Origin of the sequence: Vibrio chagasii, assembly GCF_002954585.1 — a bacterium.
Taxonomy (GTDB): Bacteria; Pseudomonadota; Gammaproteobacteria; order Enterobacterales; family Vibrionaceae; genus Vibrio; species Vibrio chagasii_A.
In genome coordinates, this window is sequence record NZ_MSCI01000001.1 from 546,313 (window position 1) to 561,167 (window position 14,855).

Consider the following 14,855-nt stretch of genomic DNA (forward strand, 5'->3'; position numbering starts at 1 on the left):
GTCACCCACTAATGGTGTATAATCTCAAAGTTAACTTGATTCTAAACCGACGTATCGGCATGATTTATAGTAATTATTATTAAGGATATAGAGCTTTCCATGAAAAAAATTGCAATTGCGACTTTGCCACTGCTCTTGGCTGCGTGTGTATCTGAAAACTACATCACGGATGTGACTTCAGATAGTTATCAAGAAGAGTACAAAACTGCCAAAGTTGAAGCTCCAGTTGTGTCCCAATCACAGCAATCAGGCGTTGTTGAAGAGAATGTTGTTAACGTTATCAGAACAGAACCTGTTGAGCAGAAAGTCACTCAAACAACTCAGGCTAAGCCAGTTGCGGCAGTGAAAGGTCCAACTAAGAAACAACAAGACATGAACCAGCGTTTTGGTTACACAGTTCAAGTTGTTGCGGTTGGCAGCCAAAGTAAAGTCGACTCTTTCGTGAAAATGCTACCAACGACTTCTCAACCAGTTTGGGAAAACTACAAGATGGTTAATGGCACTAAGTGGTTCACAGTACTTTACGGTGACTACGCAACACGTTTAGAAGCAAAAAAGGCTATCTCAACACTACCGAGTTCACTTAAGAACTTGAAGCCATTCGTGAAGAGTATTGATGACATCAAGAACTCTGAATACCCAACGCTTAACAAGTTAAACTAAGTTTTAAATCGTAAAGAAGGAGCAAATGCTCCTTCTTTTGTTTTAAGACTAACCGTTTTGTCTAATAGTTAATCGCTCGATTTTTCGGACGCAATTTTAACAATCAAAACACTGTACCTATTTCGACTTTTGTTTATCATTGAAGTCAGTATTCCTAGTTTCAAGGACCGAATTTACCCATGAACACCACAAACATTCTTCTACTATGCGGCGGTGGATCTTCAGAGCACGAAGTGTCTTTAGTTTCAGCCAATTACCTTTTTGATCAGCTTAAGAGCGTTGAAGACTTTAACGTTGTAAGAGTTGAGATTAAGAGCGAAGGCTGGTGTCTAGATTCGGGCGAATTGGTTTATCTTGATATCAATAATCAAACACTACGTGGCGACAACCTAGAGTCAAAAGTCGACTTCATTGTTCCTTGTATTCATGGTTTCCCAGGCGAAACCGGTGATATCCAATCGCTGTTTGAAATGGCAAAAATCCCATACCTAGGCTGTGGGTCTGAAGCTAGCAATAACAGCTTCAACAAGATCACCTCTAAGCTTTGGTATGACGCATTGGGTATTCCAAACACGCCGTATTTATTCCTATCTGACAATACAGATGAAGCTCATTCACAATCAACTCAAGCTTTTGAAGAGTGGGGCAAAGTATTCGTGAAAGCGGCACGCCAAGGCTCTTCTGTTGGCTGTTATCAAGTCAACCATATTGAAGACTTGAGCGAAGCTATCAACAAAGCATTTACTTATTCAGATCAAGTGCTTGTTGAAAAGTCAGTGGTGCCAAGAGAGTTGGAAGTTGCGGCTTATGAGATCGACGGGGAGCTGTATATCAGCAAGCCAGGCGAGGTAATTGCACCGAATGGCGCATTCTACTCTTACGAAGAAAAATACAGCGCAGATAGCCACTCGATCACAGAAGTTGAAGCAAGTAATCTTACTGATGAACAACGTCAACTGATTGCGGACAGCGCTCGCAAAGTGTTTACACAAATGAAGCTTCGTCACTTGTCTCGCATCGACTTCTTCTTAACTCAAGATAACGAGATCTACCTAAACGAAGTTAATACCTTCCCAGGCATGACACCAATTTCGATGTTCCCAAAAATGGTTGAACACGACGGACATAAGTTCGCTCAGTTCCTAGAAAACTGTGTAAGAACCAGTCTTTCTTAAGCGTATTTTCTGAAAATTCGTATAATCAATTCACAATAAAAAGCGGCTTGGATAACTTCCAAGCCGCTTTTTTACTTCTGTCTTTTTTGTCTCTTGACTAATCGCAATGGCTTATTGCCATGGTGTTAGTGCCTTAAACTTCATTTTTTCACTTTCTGCCGTACTCGAATAACCAACATACTGGGCGGGCATTGCAGGGCTAAGCCAACGTCCAAAGTCCTGAATCTCTCTTATCTTAAGCCCTTGTTTAGAAAGCTCTTGCGCCGCGCCAACTCGTATCGAGTTTCCTGAAAAGTGATGATTTTCTGCCAAATCAAGTAAGTCACTAGCACGCCTTAGTATTCTATAGATTGATGAATCATCTAGTGGTTGAAGACCAATGTTTTCATGCTTATCAATTGCCCGAAACAGAGTTAATCCATCTTCCAGCCCTGTAAAACTGAGCCAACGTTCAAGTGAATAACTTGAAACGGGTGAAAGCTTGTAAAGCGAGTCCTTGATTGAGATTTGATAAGCACCATCGACACACTCAACATCGCTCGAAGATAAGGACTTAAGCTCTGAGCGCTTTAAAACACACTCGAACATCACGTTATAGATTGCAATATCACGGATCTCTTTTAGCGTTGCTTTTTCATGTGCAAGCAAGGCGTTTAATTGGCTAAGGTGTGAAGATGTCATCGCGTTTGTTTGTTTAGCGTCACCAGCCATTTGAGCTTTTAAGTGGAGCAGGGTGAAGCGAATTTGCCTATGCTTTATAGGGTTGGGGAAGCTAAATACTGTATGCAACAAGCTAAGCGTTGCAGTGTAACGTTTTAATGATGCAAACTTTCTGTTATTGGACTCTGTTTCTAAAAAACGACGAATGGCAGTAATTGACGCAGGGAGTGTGTTGATGCGGAGCTTGCCGCAAAAAGCATGGTAGCACTTCCAATCACTGTAGATACCTAACAGTGAATTACGAGAATATTGGTAACCTGTTAGCTCGTCGATAACATCAACCGAAGCTTCTCTGTTTAACCTTTCAACAAACGAGTTAATTATCTCAGAGTCGGTTAAAATAGGGACATTTTTTCTCAAATTACCGTACCTCGACAGGCGTTTTTGCCATATTATGCTTGCTATCGTTACTAGTATACTTATGATTAATGCAGTGAAAACAAAAAGATGATCAATAGATATGGCTAATTCAATTTACCGTGGGATCCATCTGCAATCGACCGATCCCACAAACACAATTTGGCGTACTAAATTAAAAAACCACGTTATTCAAGGTAACTTAGCTGCCGTAAAAAAGAGTATCGATTGGTGGATTGATACTTCATCTATTATTGACCCAAAAGAGTTCACAGCGTTAAGTAAGACTAGAGGGACTGGTGGCCAAACTGAAAATTTCAATGGTTACCAGATCAAAAATGACACTGGTGAGCCAAACGCATGGTATTGCATGTTTAACGGACGTCTTATCAAAGGCGGGAAAACAGCAATACAGCGTCATATCGAAGCTTACCTAATCGCTAAACAAAAAGCTGAGCAACAAAAGAAGTAAATTATGAGCCTAGTATATTCAACAGAAACAGGTCGTATTAAACCTGAAGAAGAGAAAATCCAACGTCCAAAAGGCGATGGTATCGTTCGAATCCAAAAAGAAACCAAAGGCCGTAAAGGCAAAGGCGTTTCTGTCGTAACTGGCTTAGATCTAGATGATGCACCATTAAAACTAATGGCTGCAGAGCTTAAGAAAGTTTGCGGCTGTGGTGGCTCAGTAAAAGATGGCAACATCGAAATTCAAGGCGACGCGCGCGATAAGATCAAAGCGCACCTTGAAAAGAAAGGCTATAAAGTTAAGTTTGCTGGCGGTTAATCTCTAACTAATACCAGGGGTAAAATCGAAGATTATTATCACTGGATATTAGGTATTTTATGGTAAATAACCAACATGGTTAAATACACAGTATAATTTAAAGAATACCGACATCATACAAAGGCAGGGCATCACACAAAGGGGCCTGCCTTATAACTAACGAATTCGATTTAACATAACGCACATAATACGCAGTGATATAGGCAAAAAATAAAGGCATCTTTCTCAATTAAATCAATTGGATACCCTTACTTTTTGCCTATAAAATCACGCTCTTTTTTTATCTTCAATCACACGTTCAATAACTTCGATTGTACGTTGATTTTTAGACCTTTCGGCTAATATGGCTAATAAAGTAAGGTCTACGTCTAATCCCAACATTTCTGCTATTTCACAAGCCAGATCGTCGCTCATAGTCGTACCATTTCGCCAGTTCTGAACCGTTGTATGTCCAATCCCAAGTAGTTTTGCAACTTCTCTAGTGCTATGTACTTGTTTTAACTCGCATAAGCGATTCAATAAATCTAAGGTTGTTATCATTTTTTTACCTCCTTCGACAAGGATAATCCATACCACAACTGTACCGTTAGTATGTACAGCAAAGTTGAAATGAACTTTAATACTCTTCGTCAAGTCGGGAGACTTTGCGAACATCCTTTAAGCCCCCTTAATTGATTCGAAGCTTTTACGGGGGCTGTCTGTAAACAAATGATGTTCCAAGGCTTTTAAGTATTGACCAGACTTTTAAAAAGAGGATCAACTTCATGTCAAATCAACGTCAAACCCCTGCTGAAATCATCCAAGATCGTATGGATGTGTTACAGAAACATGCCGATGAATACCAATCAAACCCATCTTTGAGCCAGCATACAAAAGAAGCATCTGCTAATTACTACCGTGGTGCTTTGAATGAGCTTTTCCGCCTTACAAAAGTGCTAGAGGTGAAATAACCAACCATGAGCATGTACGACTTAACCAATAAACAGCGTAAAGACCGCCCCTTGGCGTGTCTAAATCGTGCTGTGTTGGATAAAATAGTACAGTGCCCATCTAGTTCAACTGCATTTCTTACATCTAATGGCCGTGGCGTTCGTAAGAGCTTTGCTCGTGATATTGCGATAGTAATGAAAGCCCTAGTAAACGAAATGTGCCTAAGCTCGAATAAGATTGGTGTAGCTACAAAGGACGGTTTTGCCCTTCGTTCTTGGGGCTACATTGCTGATGTCTGCAATTTCCCAATCTGGCGTGTTAAACAGTGCGTTAAGTTCGCGTTTAACAAAGGTTGGATCACATCCAAGCAGCCTAGAGAAACTTATACAGGTAAAGACAACCTACAAAAATGGCGCGGCCTAGCGTCAATCAAGCGTGTAACAGACGCTTATTTTCACGATATCGGTATCTTTGAGCAATACAAAGAAGCCAAGACAGCGTCTAAACGTTGGCTTAAAACCTTTGCAAATCGCATTGGTCGCCCTGTGAAATACATTCAGACCCCTATTACATTGCTACGCAGACGCCGCAAAGAAGCGGCAGAAGCTAAAAACCTCGTCCCAATACCACAATAGAGCTATCTCCTTTATATGCGCCTTAACTGGCGATATTTGGGATCCATCTACATAATCCACGCCCAATATTGGCTCATTCTTAGCGTTCTAACCAGTTATTTTACTTCAAGTTACCCACAGTAAGCTCATTTTTTAGCCGCTTGGGGGTTGGCGTTCTCTCGATCTCATTTAGCTTGTGCAAAAGCCTCTTATATATGAGTCTAAACTACTCCTAGTTCTTACTACCTTTCCCTACTCTATTCACTTAGCCCGCATAGTCTTCGACTAGAACCATGATATTAAGGATAGTAATGGTATTAATGCTTTTACCCCCTCGAAACTCGGGGATAAGTTAATGAAGCGGCCTATCTTAGTCGCAAGCGACTTGCGGCCTTGTGCGTCTGTGGACGAAACACAACGAAAGAATGGTAACTCTACGGATGGGGAAAAGTTGGACGTGATTCTAAGAGCCTATCGCTTCGCGATGATTCTAGCAGAAGATAATGTCGACATGATGACAACTCAACCATATGATTTATCAGGTTTTTATTGTTATATATAGATCTTTTGGGCACAATGAATAAGTCTATTGAGTTTAAAGGAAAACACTGATGAACCCTATTGTTAGAGCGCAACTCAAAACCTTCAAGGATATGCATCCAAATGAGAACATGGATGAACCGTCATTATTCGAAGTCATGTCAATTTTTTCATTAGAAAACGGAATGCTTGGAGAAAATATTGACCCATTCAGAGCGCACCTAAAAGGTGATGAGTTTGGCGTTGATGGGCTCGCCATATCAATTCAAGGTGCACTTTGCACTGATACTGATGAAGCACTATCGATCCTCTCTGCAGGTAAAAACCACTCATCAGAATTCCACTTCTTTCAGGCGAAAACATCGGACAAACTAGACTACGGTAACATTGGTAAGTTTTTGGATGCTGTATTTGATTTTTTTACTGATGAGAAGCACGTCAAGGGCGAACAACTAGAAAACCTTTTAGCTGTCAAAAATGCAATTTACGAGTCAGCAGCTAAAACCAGTCCGACATTAAAGTGTTACTACTGCACTACAGGAACAGGCCAGGTTTCTGAAGTAATACAACAACTCATCAATACAAATATGACTAGATTGCAAGAGTTAAATATTTTTGAATCAATCACGATTGAATGTGTTGGCGCTAAAGTAATTCAAAATGGTTTCCGCTCTGCAACAAACTCATCTTCAGCCAAGTTAAAATTCCAAAAAGCGGTCACAATGCCAGATCACGAAAAAGTTGATGAGGCTTATATTGGCTATGTACCTGCGTCTGAAATACTTGAAATTGCATTAGGAGAAGAAGACCAGGACGGAGTTCGTCATATTAACAGGTCTATTTTTTATGATAATGTTCGTGACTTCAATCCAGATTCTGAAATCAATAAATCAATAATTTCAGAATTAAAGTCTGGCGATACAGCTTCATTTGTTTTTAAAAATAATGGGATCACTGTCGTTTCTAATAGCATAGACAGGAAAGGTGACATCTTTAATCTTGAAGACTACCAAATTGTAAATGGCTGCCAAACTACTAATATACTGGCTCATGTACGAGACCATATAAGTAATATCCATGTCCCACTTCGTTTAATTGGGTGTGGAAGTAATGATTTTGTATCCAGCGTGATTATTGGTACAAATAAACAAAATGAAGTTAAAGAAGATCAATTTTGGGCTCTGAGACCTTTCATGAAAGATTTAGAAGAGTTTTGTGCATCACAGAGCTCTGATTTACGGATTTACTTGGAGCGAAGAGACAATCAATACCGTGATGTTTCTGTTGAAAGAACGAGGATTCTTCGCCCATCAGATTTAATGAAAGTAGCTGCAGCAATGTTTTTCTTCCAACCTAACAGAGCTGCCAGGGACCACCGAGGGATAAGGAAAGAATTTTCAGAACGGATCTTCTCAGACGACCATAATGTTGAACTTTATCATCTTGCAGCTTTTGCTCTGTACAAATTTGATTATTTAGTTCGATCCGGAAGAGTTGATAGGTCTAGAGCTATATTTCGCTTCTATGCATTATATGCTTTGGTTCGAAGTCAATGGGCACAACCGACAATCCTAGATGCACCACCTAAATCACAGCGAAAAGTTGTTAACGCTGTTATGAATATACTAAAAGATAATGACAAATTTTCTCAACTAATAGAAAAGGTTGCTCAACATTTAGAGCATATTATTAATGAGCATAAAATACCAAACAGAGAAAAAATTCGCGACTTTATCAGAACGGAGACGGTAGCAAAACAGTTCACTGAGCAAATGTTTCTTCAATAATATCAACCAAATGGATTTACCTAAGCCGCGATTTTCCGCGGCTTTTTCATTCTAGCAACCATGGACCTAGCTAAATACTTCACGCTAATTATTATAAATTATCTGCAAACAACAAAGGCCACATCGCGAGATGTGGCCTTTGTTCTGAATATCCGTTCTAAATAGCTATGGCTTGTGACGGTTCATAGTGAATCAAATCCATTCTTTGCATGGTGACTTTCTCCCCCGCTTTTGACGCCTTGAGCTCAAGCATCTCGACGTTAACGTGAAGCTTTTCACTTGTTCGAATGCTTTCAGGAAGGTTAAACAAAACGGGAACTTGCTTGCGTTGTTGCGGGTTTAAATCACAGTCTACGATACACAAGTAACCAACCAGTGCTTCACCATTGATTAAGACTGTTTTCGGCGTTATCGAATACACGCTCAAAGGCATGTAACCTAAATTAGTGATATCGAGCTTAATTCTCAGTTGGTTTCCTCGGTTAATCTTTTCAATCTTCGCAACATCGACTCTCAGAAACCTATCTTGCTTTAGTTCTTCACGAGCAAACCACCGCTTAATTCTTCCAAACATTAAATTAGCCACCTTAAATGCAATACCTGTCGATTCCATATATAATCCTTCATGAGGTTTCATTTTGAGACTCGGGAAAGTTTGACAAAATGAAACAGTGTATTGAAACCGCGATTCTTCGCGGTTTTTGCATTTTAGCAATCATTAAATTAGCAGAGTATTAATCCACACCATTTATGTGAAATAAGTACCATATAGGATTTCACTATGTATAATGGCTCAGTTCGTAAAACCTCCGGCTTGTTTCTTTTAACGTCAGTTAAGGCAACGAGCTATGGAACCATCCAAAAATACACCCCCTACTATTGCTGAACCTTGCTTCAGTCATAGCCTTAGAACCAAGTTCACCCAAGTCATAAACGGCATCAAAGAATCGCGCCGCGTTCTCGAGGATGCTTCCCCTGATTGGTCGAAAGTATCCCCTCTAAAACTGGTTAGCACCGTAAAGGACTACGCTATTGCCAACTTCGAAGCCGCCCGTGAAATCTTCGACAGCAAAGTGGCCGCGCTCGAAAACCTACAGCAACAAATCGATGAACTACGCGAACAGGTCAAGCAGATTCAAGGAGAAGAACAATGATTCTAGGTTATGTGAAATGCACCGCCCCGAATTGCAATGAAGCGATGGAAGTCAGCCAGTGCAGCGGTAAACGTTCGGCCTACCTAAAGGGACGTTGTAACGTTTGTAAGTGTACGGAGCAGCGCAGCAATGCCAATACTCAAGATTATCTACAGCAGTACAAGCCTTTAGAAGAGCTGAACCCTCCTGCCCCTGTTGAGCAAACCGAAGAAGTCGAAGTACTGCAGGAAGCCCCAACCGCCCCCCCACAACCCGATACAGAGTCTAAAGGCGTATCCAGTTTACTTTGTGCTGGCATCGGTGCTTGCATTGGCCTAACCCTTGGTAAAGCCGTCACGATTTTAAGAGCTGTATAAGGAACCCTATCCCATGAACAAACCAAACACTGTAGAACTCGATCAACCTGTCATCGATGCAGAAGAAGTTGAAACGCACACCGAGCAAGATAAAAACGACTTCCTAGACGAACTGGAAACCGAGTTTGATCCGCAAGCCGCGTTAGACAAAGAAGACGAAAAAGCCGAAGCCGTGAACGCTCAGAAACTGGCACTTGAAGCCACAGAGCAAACCGTTCTTGTTGGAATGGGTATAGCCGACTTCGCTCTGAAAGAAATGCTTGATGAACGTCTAGAGATTGGTGAAGACAATGCCCACGCATTGGCAAAAGCCGCCGCACCGGTGATTTTAAAATACAACGTTGCGCCTCCTCCCTGGGCAGTGAAATACAAGGAAGAGATTTCCTTGGGAATGGTCGCTCTGAGTATCTCCGCTTCCCTGTTCATGCAGTATCGCGGCCTCAAGAAAGCCGACCAACAAGCGGCCATAGATGCCGCTAACGAAGCGCAGAAAGAGAAAGAGCAACAGACCACACACTAAGCCGTTAAGTGAGACAAATCACACTTATTGCATATCTAAGCCGCTTGCTATTAGGCATCGAAGGCACATAAAGCAGTAACACTAAGGCCGCCCACTTTCGGGCGGTCTTTTTATTAGGGTTAGATATGGAACCAATCAACAATAACAACACACTTGATAACCACCACGCCTACATTGTCGGCATGTCAGGTTCGGGTAAATCGTCCTTGGCTAAGAAGTTACTCATCTCTTCGACTGACCAAGTCGCCATTTATGATCCGAAACGTGAATATGACGGGCAAATCGTGGGGCGTAAAATCCGTGTTTATGGCAACTTACGCACGTTCGCCTGTGCGCTGATGGCCGGACGAGAAACCAAGCAAGGTTTCAAGATAGCTTATCGCCCCTCAGAGCCTTCTGCGAAAGACTTCGACCTGTTTTGTCGTGTGGTGTGGAGCTGCGGCGATGGAAAGCACAAAAAGGCACTCAAGGTTATCTGTGAAGAAGTCGCGGAGAACTCGACAAGCTCAGGTAAAGCCACGGGCTACCATGGCAAGTTGCTGCGCCTTGGACGCTCTTACAACATTCACACCATTAACCTATTCCAACGTGGCCAAGAAGTACCTAAGACCATCATCGATAACTGTGAATATGGCTACATCATGCTAACCAAGACACCCAAGAGCCGCCGATACCTTGAAGACTTGACCGGAATATGTGCCATTGAACAGTCAAAATTAGTCAAATTCGACTACTTCAAGCAATACGGCGTGGTCGTTGAAAAAGGCCGAATCCGTTGGTAAACGTGAAATAAATCACACTTAAGGCATATCTAAGGCACATAACCATTAGGTATCGAAGGCACATAAAGCAGTACCAATAAGACCGCCTAATGTTGGGCGGTTTTTTATAGGTATTTACAAATGGCAGGTTTTACACCAAAGAAACTCGCGGTTATTGCTTTCGTTGCGGCTGTTGCTGCGGCGGGTGTGGTTTGGGCGTCAAACAACGTTGACGCTGTTGAAGACACCATCGGTTAAGGGAGTTCATTACTATGTCGACTCCAACTAAATTGAACTCTTTCACAGGGACAGGCTACGGTGAGAAAGCCACGCTTACTCTACCTATCGGCCCGACTTACGAAGAGATTTTCCTTGAAACGAATCTCAGTGCCGCGCAGCTAAGACGCATCACCATCACGCTAAACGGAGATGAAATTATCGTGCTGGATGGTGAGCTGATTAAGGCACTGGAAGCGTACAAAGGCCTCGCGCAAACCGAAGGCTTTTTTACCATCCCACTGGCTGATATCAGTGCAAAAACGAAAAACGGTGTGCGCTACACAGGGCTTGTGACGGAATCGGGCGATAACATCACGCTCGAAGTCGAAGTCGCTTCCACAAATCAAGACAGTGCCCCGTCTATCCAATTGCAAGCATGGGCGACCGTGTCCGCTCGACAAGCCGTTCGTGTGCTTGTCCCAAAAATCAAAAGACAAACCATGCAAGCGTCCTCAACTGAAAACGAATTTCTCGAATTGGTTTCGGGTCCGTTGCAGTTGGTGCGCCGCATGCACTTTCTGAGTGGCGAAATTCATGCGCTGCAAATTCACCGTGATTTTGTGAAGGTGTTTGACTCTTCAAAAAGTCTGGAAGAAATGCGCGCCAAGCGTAACCGCCGTTTCTGGCAAGCCGATTGTTTCCACTTCGATCCAATCATGCGTGGTTTCTACATCGATGAGCTGTTCGCAACAATGCACAACTCAGAGCTGAAATTTACGGTGAAGACCAAAAAGCCTGTTGGCTCTATTCCTATCATCGTTGAATCGGTAGAAGTCATTCGCCCTGACTTAGTGTAAGGAGAAGCCTTTGTCTTTTTTTGACGATTTAGGAAATTTCGGCTCAGGCATGTTGGATGATGTGGGCGAAGGTATCGGCAACATCATTAAAACCGCCACCACAAGCGACCACTCGAAAAACGCCGCGACCACCCAACAACCACAGCAGCCAATCAAAGATAACAACGGCAATGCAGTGACGGGGTCACGTCAGTTACAGGGTAATGATAAAACGTTGCTCTATGTGGGCGGTGGTGTCGGTGTCGCTGTGGTGCTGACCATGCTTGTCGTGGCCGTCACAAGGTAAGGAGAAGGTATGCCATTAATGCTAGTGGTTCCCTTTCTCGCGGGTGGCCTTGGGTTTGGCGTGGGATTTTGGTCAGGCTCAAGTGCCACAAAACTATTAAAAGTCGCGGCTCTAGGTGGCGGCGGTTATATGGCTTATCGAGTCATTAAGGGGAGCAAATGATACCGGATCTTAGTGGAGGTCTGACAAACTCCGGCTCAATGCCTATTGATGCCGGAGGCGGTTCAGCTGGGCCAAGTGAAGCGACAGCAACGAACTCAATCGGTGGTATTCGAAACGGCTCTATCAACTTTGGAGGCGGCGCATCTTCTTGGCTGCCTTGGGTAGCAGTAATAGTCGGGGTGGCAATGTGTCTAAGAAGAACTTAAACATTCAATTTATCCCCCGCACCCGCAGAGATATTGATTATCACCTCAAAGAGCTTAAGCAAGCGTTCGTAGGCTCACAACAGGCCAAAGCAGAATGGACTGAAATGGTGGAACGTATTAAGACGGGTGAATCTGGGTTGTACCTGATTAAAGCGCGTGGCGTGTTACTTCGCTTTGTTGGGCGTGTGATTGATGGGAGTTACCACATCAATGCCATGGCCGGAAAAGGCATGCAAGAAGCGGCGCCACTCATCATTGAGCGGTGTGAAGCCATGGGCTACATCTCAATTAGCTATAACACCTATCGCAAAGGCATGGGACGAATTTTAGCCTCATTCGGTTTTGAACTTGATGAGCGCGTGTCTCAGGTAGAAAGCAGCTACATTCTGCATCTTGGGGGGGCTCATGGGTAAAGGCGGAAGAAGTTCAAGCTCGAACGTTACCAAGACCACCAATACGAACGGCACGAGTGCCATCAGTGGCGATAACCTTGGTGTTGTCCTGTCCGGCATCAACGGCAACGTGGGGAACATTTCAGTGACCGACCACGGCTCAGTAAAAGCTGCGACAGACATTGCGAAGAATGCCCTAAACAGCAACAGTGCCGCGATGAGAGAAGCCGCAAAGCTTGGTTCTAATGCGCTCAAAGCAAACGAACGAACCGTGGATAAATCTCTGGACTTTGGCCGTGATGCCCTCAAGACAAACGAAAGCGTGACAAAAGAAGCGCTTCGCTCAAATGAGAGTGTCAGCAAAGACGCCTTAAAGTCGAATCAAGAGTCGTTAAAACAGGCTCTAGGCTTTGGTAAGGAGTCTTTGGCGAGTGCGTTAGGGTTTGGTCGTGACTCTCTAGAGGAAAACGGTGAAATCAGCAAAAAGGCCATGGACAACATGCGACAGAACAGCGCAGACACCACGGCCGCAGTGAAAGCAATGGCGATTCAATCGGGAGAGAACGCCCGAGCCGCTTTAGCCATGGCTGAAAATACCGCTTCACGCTCTCAAACAGGCAGTGCGGGCGAAATGTCTAAAGTCGCGATTGCCGTTGCGGTGGCGTGTGGTATCGGAATGGTCGCTATGGCCTGTAAGGGGGCGCAATGAAACAGCTAACCCTTAAGGCCAATGAAGAAAAACGTTTTGGTGTCGGCTCTGATAAGTGGCTCATTGTTCGTGAGTCCCAAGAGTACCTTTACGTTCGCAGTGACAACGGCGAAAAAATCCGAGTTGATGCGGGAGATACGTTAGATATCGCAAGCTTTAAAGAGCTTGAGATTATCAACCCTCATGCGTCATCGATTCGCGTGGTGTATCAGCTCACTAAACGCGATCTGAAAACCACACCACCCGCCCTTGTGAAGTTCAGCGATTCGATGGCCGTCAGTGAAATACGTTCAGTCGTGACGACTCGAACCGAAACAGCGCAACGCTTCATTAGTCGTGACCACTTGGTGATTCAACCGAACCAAAAGAAACGCTTGTTTAACGCCTCAGTGACACGGCTAGAGGCGATTATCCAAAACATTAGCGATTTGGAAGTGGAAGCCATGCTGGGTGATAGCCACGTTTCCGCTGTGGTCGGTCTGCCGATAATGGGGAACAGACAAGCCCCCGCAGGTATGACCGTCACAGGTGGCGGTGAGCTTTGGGCGTATAACAACAGCAATACACCTTTAAAACTGGCAATGATGGAGATTCACCGATGAGCCACATCATGCCCCGTCGAGTGGTCGTGAAATGCGACCCACTCACAGAACATCTTAAAAACTTACAGCCTGACCAAGTAGATGCACTTCAAATGATGCAAGGCCTCTACAGCAATCAGGTGGCATTAAGTGCGGCCGTTGTATCTATGCAACGCCATGCTTTCGACTCAGATAATGACGTTCACGAACTGGCGGATAGTGTGGCAGCAAATACGCTCCCTCGCCTACAGAACGTTGCACAAGAAATGGAGAAACACACTCTATGAACACTAATTTTGCGGCAATCGGCCAACTGGTGACCGAAGCCCGAAACCTACTCGATAGCATCAAGGGCGGTGCTATTCGAACCATGCAAACGCAGTTTGATGCGCTTAAATCTAGCATGCAAAGAACATTTGATTCGAAGCTTGCGAGTTTTGATGCCCAAGTCGCGACAGCAACAAAGCCAACGGCTGATTTAACAGCGAAGTTCATGCTTTCTAAGAATGTAAGAGCATTGGAATTGATTGCCAATTCAGATGTTCCAAGCGGATGGGCTTTTCGTAGTCAAGCCAACGTAGAAGAGCAACTTTTGATTGAGGGAAGTAAAAACAGACATGCTATTCAAAACTCGATGCTTGCAGAGTTACAAAATGATATTAGAAAAGTGTATCCCACCTTTAATGGCTCAGTGAACAACTATATAGCCGCTCCGGTACGTGCGATTCGAGTGACTTGGGATTTTTCAAACAAGGCTGAATTTACTCGCGAACACATCATCATCCCACGGGATATGACATCAGGTTCATCCTTATATCGTAATCAAATAGTGACTCACGCCGCTTTTGTGAAGTGCATTAGTGGGGAAATATCTCTTCAAAACAATGCAATTAAAACCGTGGGCACAACATGGACTTGGTTACGCCAACTCTATAGCAAAACAGCCCGTCTGGGCGATTACATTCACCCTTGTCTTATCGCACAAACACCAGTCGGTGAGGCATGGATTTTATTAGCGGGTCACGCGGCTGGAAACATCACCGACCCTAACGATTGGATGGGATTACCGGAGCTTTAAT

Annotated in this window: 23 protein-coding genes; 20 read left to right on the top strand and 3 right to left on the bottom strand. The window is 43.7% G+C overall.

Features of this window, described 5'->3' with window-relative positions; all coding sequences use genetic code 11:
* Positions 1–99: 99 nt before the first annotated feature.
* Both BTO10_RS02605 and BTO10_RS02610 read left to right on the top strand, forming a co-directional pair.
* Positions 100–663 (top strand): SPOR domain-containing protein, encoded by a 564-nt coding sequence (locus BTO10_RS02605; RefSeq protein WP_008221412.1) that lies wholly within the window; start codon positions 100–102, stop codon positions 661–663.
* Between the two features lie 179 nt (positions 664–842).
* Entirely contained in the window at positions 843–1,838 is a 996-nt protein-coding gene (locus tag BTO10_RS02610) for a D-alanine--D-alanine ligase (protein ID WP_105023473.1), read from the top strand.
* A 111-nt stretch (positions 1,839–1,949) separates the two neighbouring features.
* Here the strand turns inward: BTO10_RS02610 and BTO10_RS02615 are convergent, their stop codons facing one another.
* Positions 1,950–2,918 (bottom strand): tyrosine-type recombinase/integrase, encoded by a 969-nt coding sequence (locus BTO10_RS02615; protein ID WP_105023474.1) that lies wholly within the window; start codon positions 2,916–2,918, stop codon positions 1,950–1,952.
* Between the two features lie 100 nt (positions 2,919–3,018).
* Between BTO10_RS02615 and BTO10_RS02620 the strand changes: the two genes are divergently transcribed.
* Positions 3,019–3,387: a DUF3319 domain-containing protein gene (locus tag BTO10_RS02620; protein WP_004738002.1), complete on the top strand. Its 369-nt coding sequence runs from the start codon at positions 3,019–3,021 to the stop codon at positions 3,385–3,387.
* A 3-nt stretch (positions 3,388–3,390) separates the two neighbouring features.
* The gene (gene yciH, locus BTO10_RS02625) at positions 3,391–3,702 is read left to right on the top strand and encodes a stress response translation initiation inhibitor YciH (RefSeq protein ID WP_004738001.1); all 312 of its coding nucleotides are present in this window, start codon (positions 3,391–3,393) and stop codon (positions 3,700–3,702) included.
* A 267-nt stretch (positions 3,703–3,969) separates the two neighbouring features.
* On the opposite strand, the gene BTO10_RS02630 is transcribed toward yciH, so the two are convergent.
* Positions 3,970–4,242 carry a helix-turn-helix domain-containing protein gene (locus BTO10_RS02630; RefSeq protein ID WP_105024233.1) on the bottom strand — a complete coding sequence of 91 codons (273 nt, stop codon included), beginning with the start codon at positions 4,240–4,242 and terminating at the stop codon, positions 3,970–3,972.
* A gap of 224 nt (positions 4,243–4,466) precedes the next feature.
* Between BTO10_RS02630 and BTO10_RS02635 the strand changes: the two genes are divergently transcribed.
* The 3 genes from BTO10_RS02635 (at position 4,467) to BTO10_RS02650 (ending at position 7,573) form a co-directional block, all read left to right on the top strand.
* Positions 4,467–4,652: a hypothetical protein gene (locus BTO10_RS02635; protein WP_105023475.1), complete on the top strand. Its 186-nt coding sequence runs from the start codon at positions 4,467–4,469 to the stop codon at positions 4,650–4,652.
* Between the two features lie 6 nt (positions 4,653–4,658).
* Positions 4,659–5,267: a hypothetical protein gene (locus BTO10_RS02640; RefSeq protein ID WP_105023476.1), complete on the top strand. Its 609-nt coding sequence runs from the start codon at positions 4,659–4,661 to the stop codon at positions 5,265–5,267.
* A 590-nt stretch (positions 5,268–5,857) separates the two neighbouring features.
* Entirely contained in the window at positions 5,858–7,573 is a 1,716-nt protein-coding gene (locus tag BTO10_RS02650; RefSeq protein WP_105023478.1) for an AIPR family protein, read from the top strand.
* Positions 7,574–7,730: 157 nt separating this feature from the next.
* On the opposite strand, the gene BTO10_RS02655 is transcribed toward BTO10_RS02650, so the two are convergent.
* Entirely contained in the window at positions 7,731–8,186 is a 456-nt protein-coding gene (locus BTO10_RS02655; RefSeq protein ID WP_102533131.1) for a hypothetical protein, read from the bottom strand.
* Positions 8,187–8,421: 235 nt separating this feature from the next.
* Between BTO10_RS02655 and BTO10_RS02660 the strand changes: the two genes are divergently transcribed.
* The 13 genes from BTO10_RS02660 to BTO10_RS02715 all read left to right on the top strand — a co-directional run bounded on the left by BTO10_RS02660 (position 8,422) and on the right by BTO10_RS02715 (position 14,854).
* Positions 8,422–8,727, top strand: a complete 306-nt coding sequence (locus BTO10_RS02660) for a hypothetical protein (protein ID WP_105023479.1) — start codon at positions 8,422–8,424, stop codon at positions 8,725–8,727.
* Positions 8,724–9,083 (top strand): hypothetical protein, encoded by a 360-nt coding sequence (locus tag BTO10_RS02665; RefSeq protein WP_105023480.1) that lies wholly within the window; start codon positions 8,724–8,726, stop codon positions 9,081–9,083. The genes BTO10_RS02660 and BTO10_RS02665 overlap by 4 nt, the downstream gene beginning before the upstream one ends.
* A 13-nt stretch (positions 9,084–9,096) precedes the next feature.
* Positions 9,097–9,603, top strand: coding sequence for a hypothetical protein (locus BTO10_RS02670; RefSeq protein ID WP_105023481.1), 507 nt, complete (start codon positions 9,097–9,099; stop codon positions 9,601–9,603).
* A 125-nt stretch (positions 9,604–9,728) separates the two neighbouring features.
* Positions 9,729–10,385, top strand: a complete 657-nt coding sequence (locus BTO10_RS02675; protein ID WP_105023482.1) for an ATPase — start codon at positions 9,729–9,731, stop codon at positions 10,383–10,385.
* Between the two features lie 251 nt (positions 10,386–10,636).
* The gene (locus BTO10_RS02680) at positions 10,637–11,440 is read left to right on the top strand and encodes a major capsid protein P2 (RefSeq protein WP_105023483.1); all 804 of its coding nucleotides are present in this window, start codon (positions 10,637–10,639) and stop codon (positions 11,438–11,440) included.
* A gap of 10 nt (positions 11,441–11,450) precedes the next feature.
* On the top strand, positions 11,451–11,726 hold the full coding sequence (locus BTO10_RS02685) for a hypothetical protein (RefSeq protein ID WP_105023484.1): 276 nt from the start codon (positions 11,451–11,453) through the stop codon (positions 11,724–11,726).
* A 9-nt stretch (positions 11,727–11,735) separates the two neighbouring features.
* Complete coding sequence (locus BTO10_RS23405; RefSeq protein WP_004739082.1) at positions 11,736–11,888, top strand: hypothetical protein; 153 nt, start codon at positions 11,736–11,738, stop codon at positions 11,886–11,888.
* Positions 11,885–12,094: a hypothetical protein gene (locus tag BTO10_RS02690; protein WP_105023485.1), complete on the top strand. Its 210-nt coding sequence runs from the start codon at positions 11,885–11,887 to the stop codon at positions 12,092–12,094. Before BTO10_RS23405 ends, BTO10_RS02690 begins: the two co-directional genes overlap by 4 nt.
* Positions 12,076–12,507, top strand: a complete 432-nt coding sequence (locus BTO10_RS02695) for a hypothetical protein (RefSeq protein ID WP_105023486.1) — start codon at positions 12,076–12,078, stop codon at positions 12,505–12,507. The genes BTO10_RS02690 and BTO10_RS02695 overlap by 19 nt, the downstream gene beginning before the upstream one ends.
* The gene (locus BTO10_RS02700; protein WP_105023487.1) at positions 12,500–13,195 is read left to right on the top strand and encodes a hypothetical protein; all 696 of its coding nucleotides are present in this window, start codon (positions 12,500–12,502) and stop codon (positions 13,193–13,195) included. Before BTO10_RS02695 ends, BTO10_RS02700 begins: the two co-directional genes overlap by 8 nt.
* Positions 13,192–13,797 (top strand): hypothetical protein, encoded by a 606-nt coding sequence (locus BTO10_RS02705; RefSeq protein ID WP_105023488.1) that lies wholly within the window; start codon positions 13,192–13,194, stop codon positions 13,795–13,797. The genes BTO10_RS02700 and BTO10_RS02705 overlap by 4 nt, the downstream gene beginning before the upstream one ends.
* On the top strand, positions 13,794–14,063 hold the full coding sequence (locus BTO10_RS02710; protein ID WP_105023489.1) for a hypothetical protein: 270 nt from the start codon (positions 13,794–13,796) through the stop codon (positions 14,061–14,063). Before BTO10_RS02705 ends, BTO10_RS02710 begins: the two co-directional genes overlap by 4 nt.
* Positions 14,060–14,854 carry a hypothetical protein gene (locus BTO10_RS02715; protein WP_105023490.1) on the top strand — a complete coding sequence of 265 codons (795 nt, stop codon included), beginning with the start codon at positions 14,060–14,062 and terminating at the stop codon, positions 14,852–14,854. Before BTO10_RS02710 ends, BTO10_RS02715 begins: the two co-directional genes overlap by 4 nt.
* Position 14,855 lies beyond the last annotated feature (1 nt).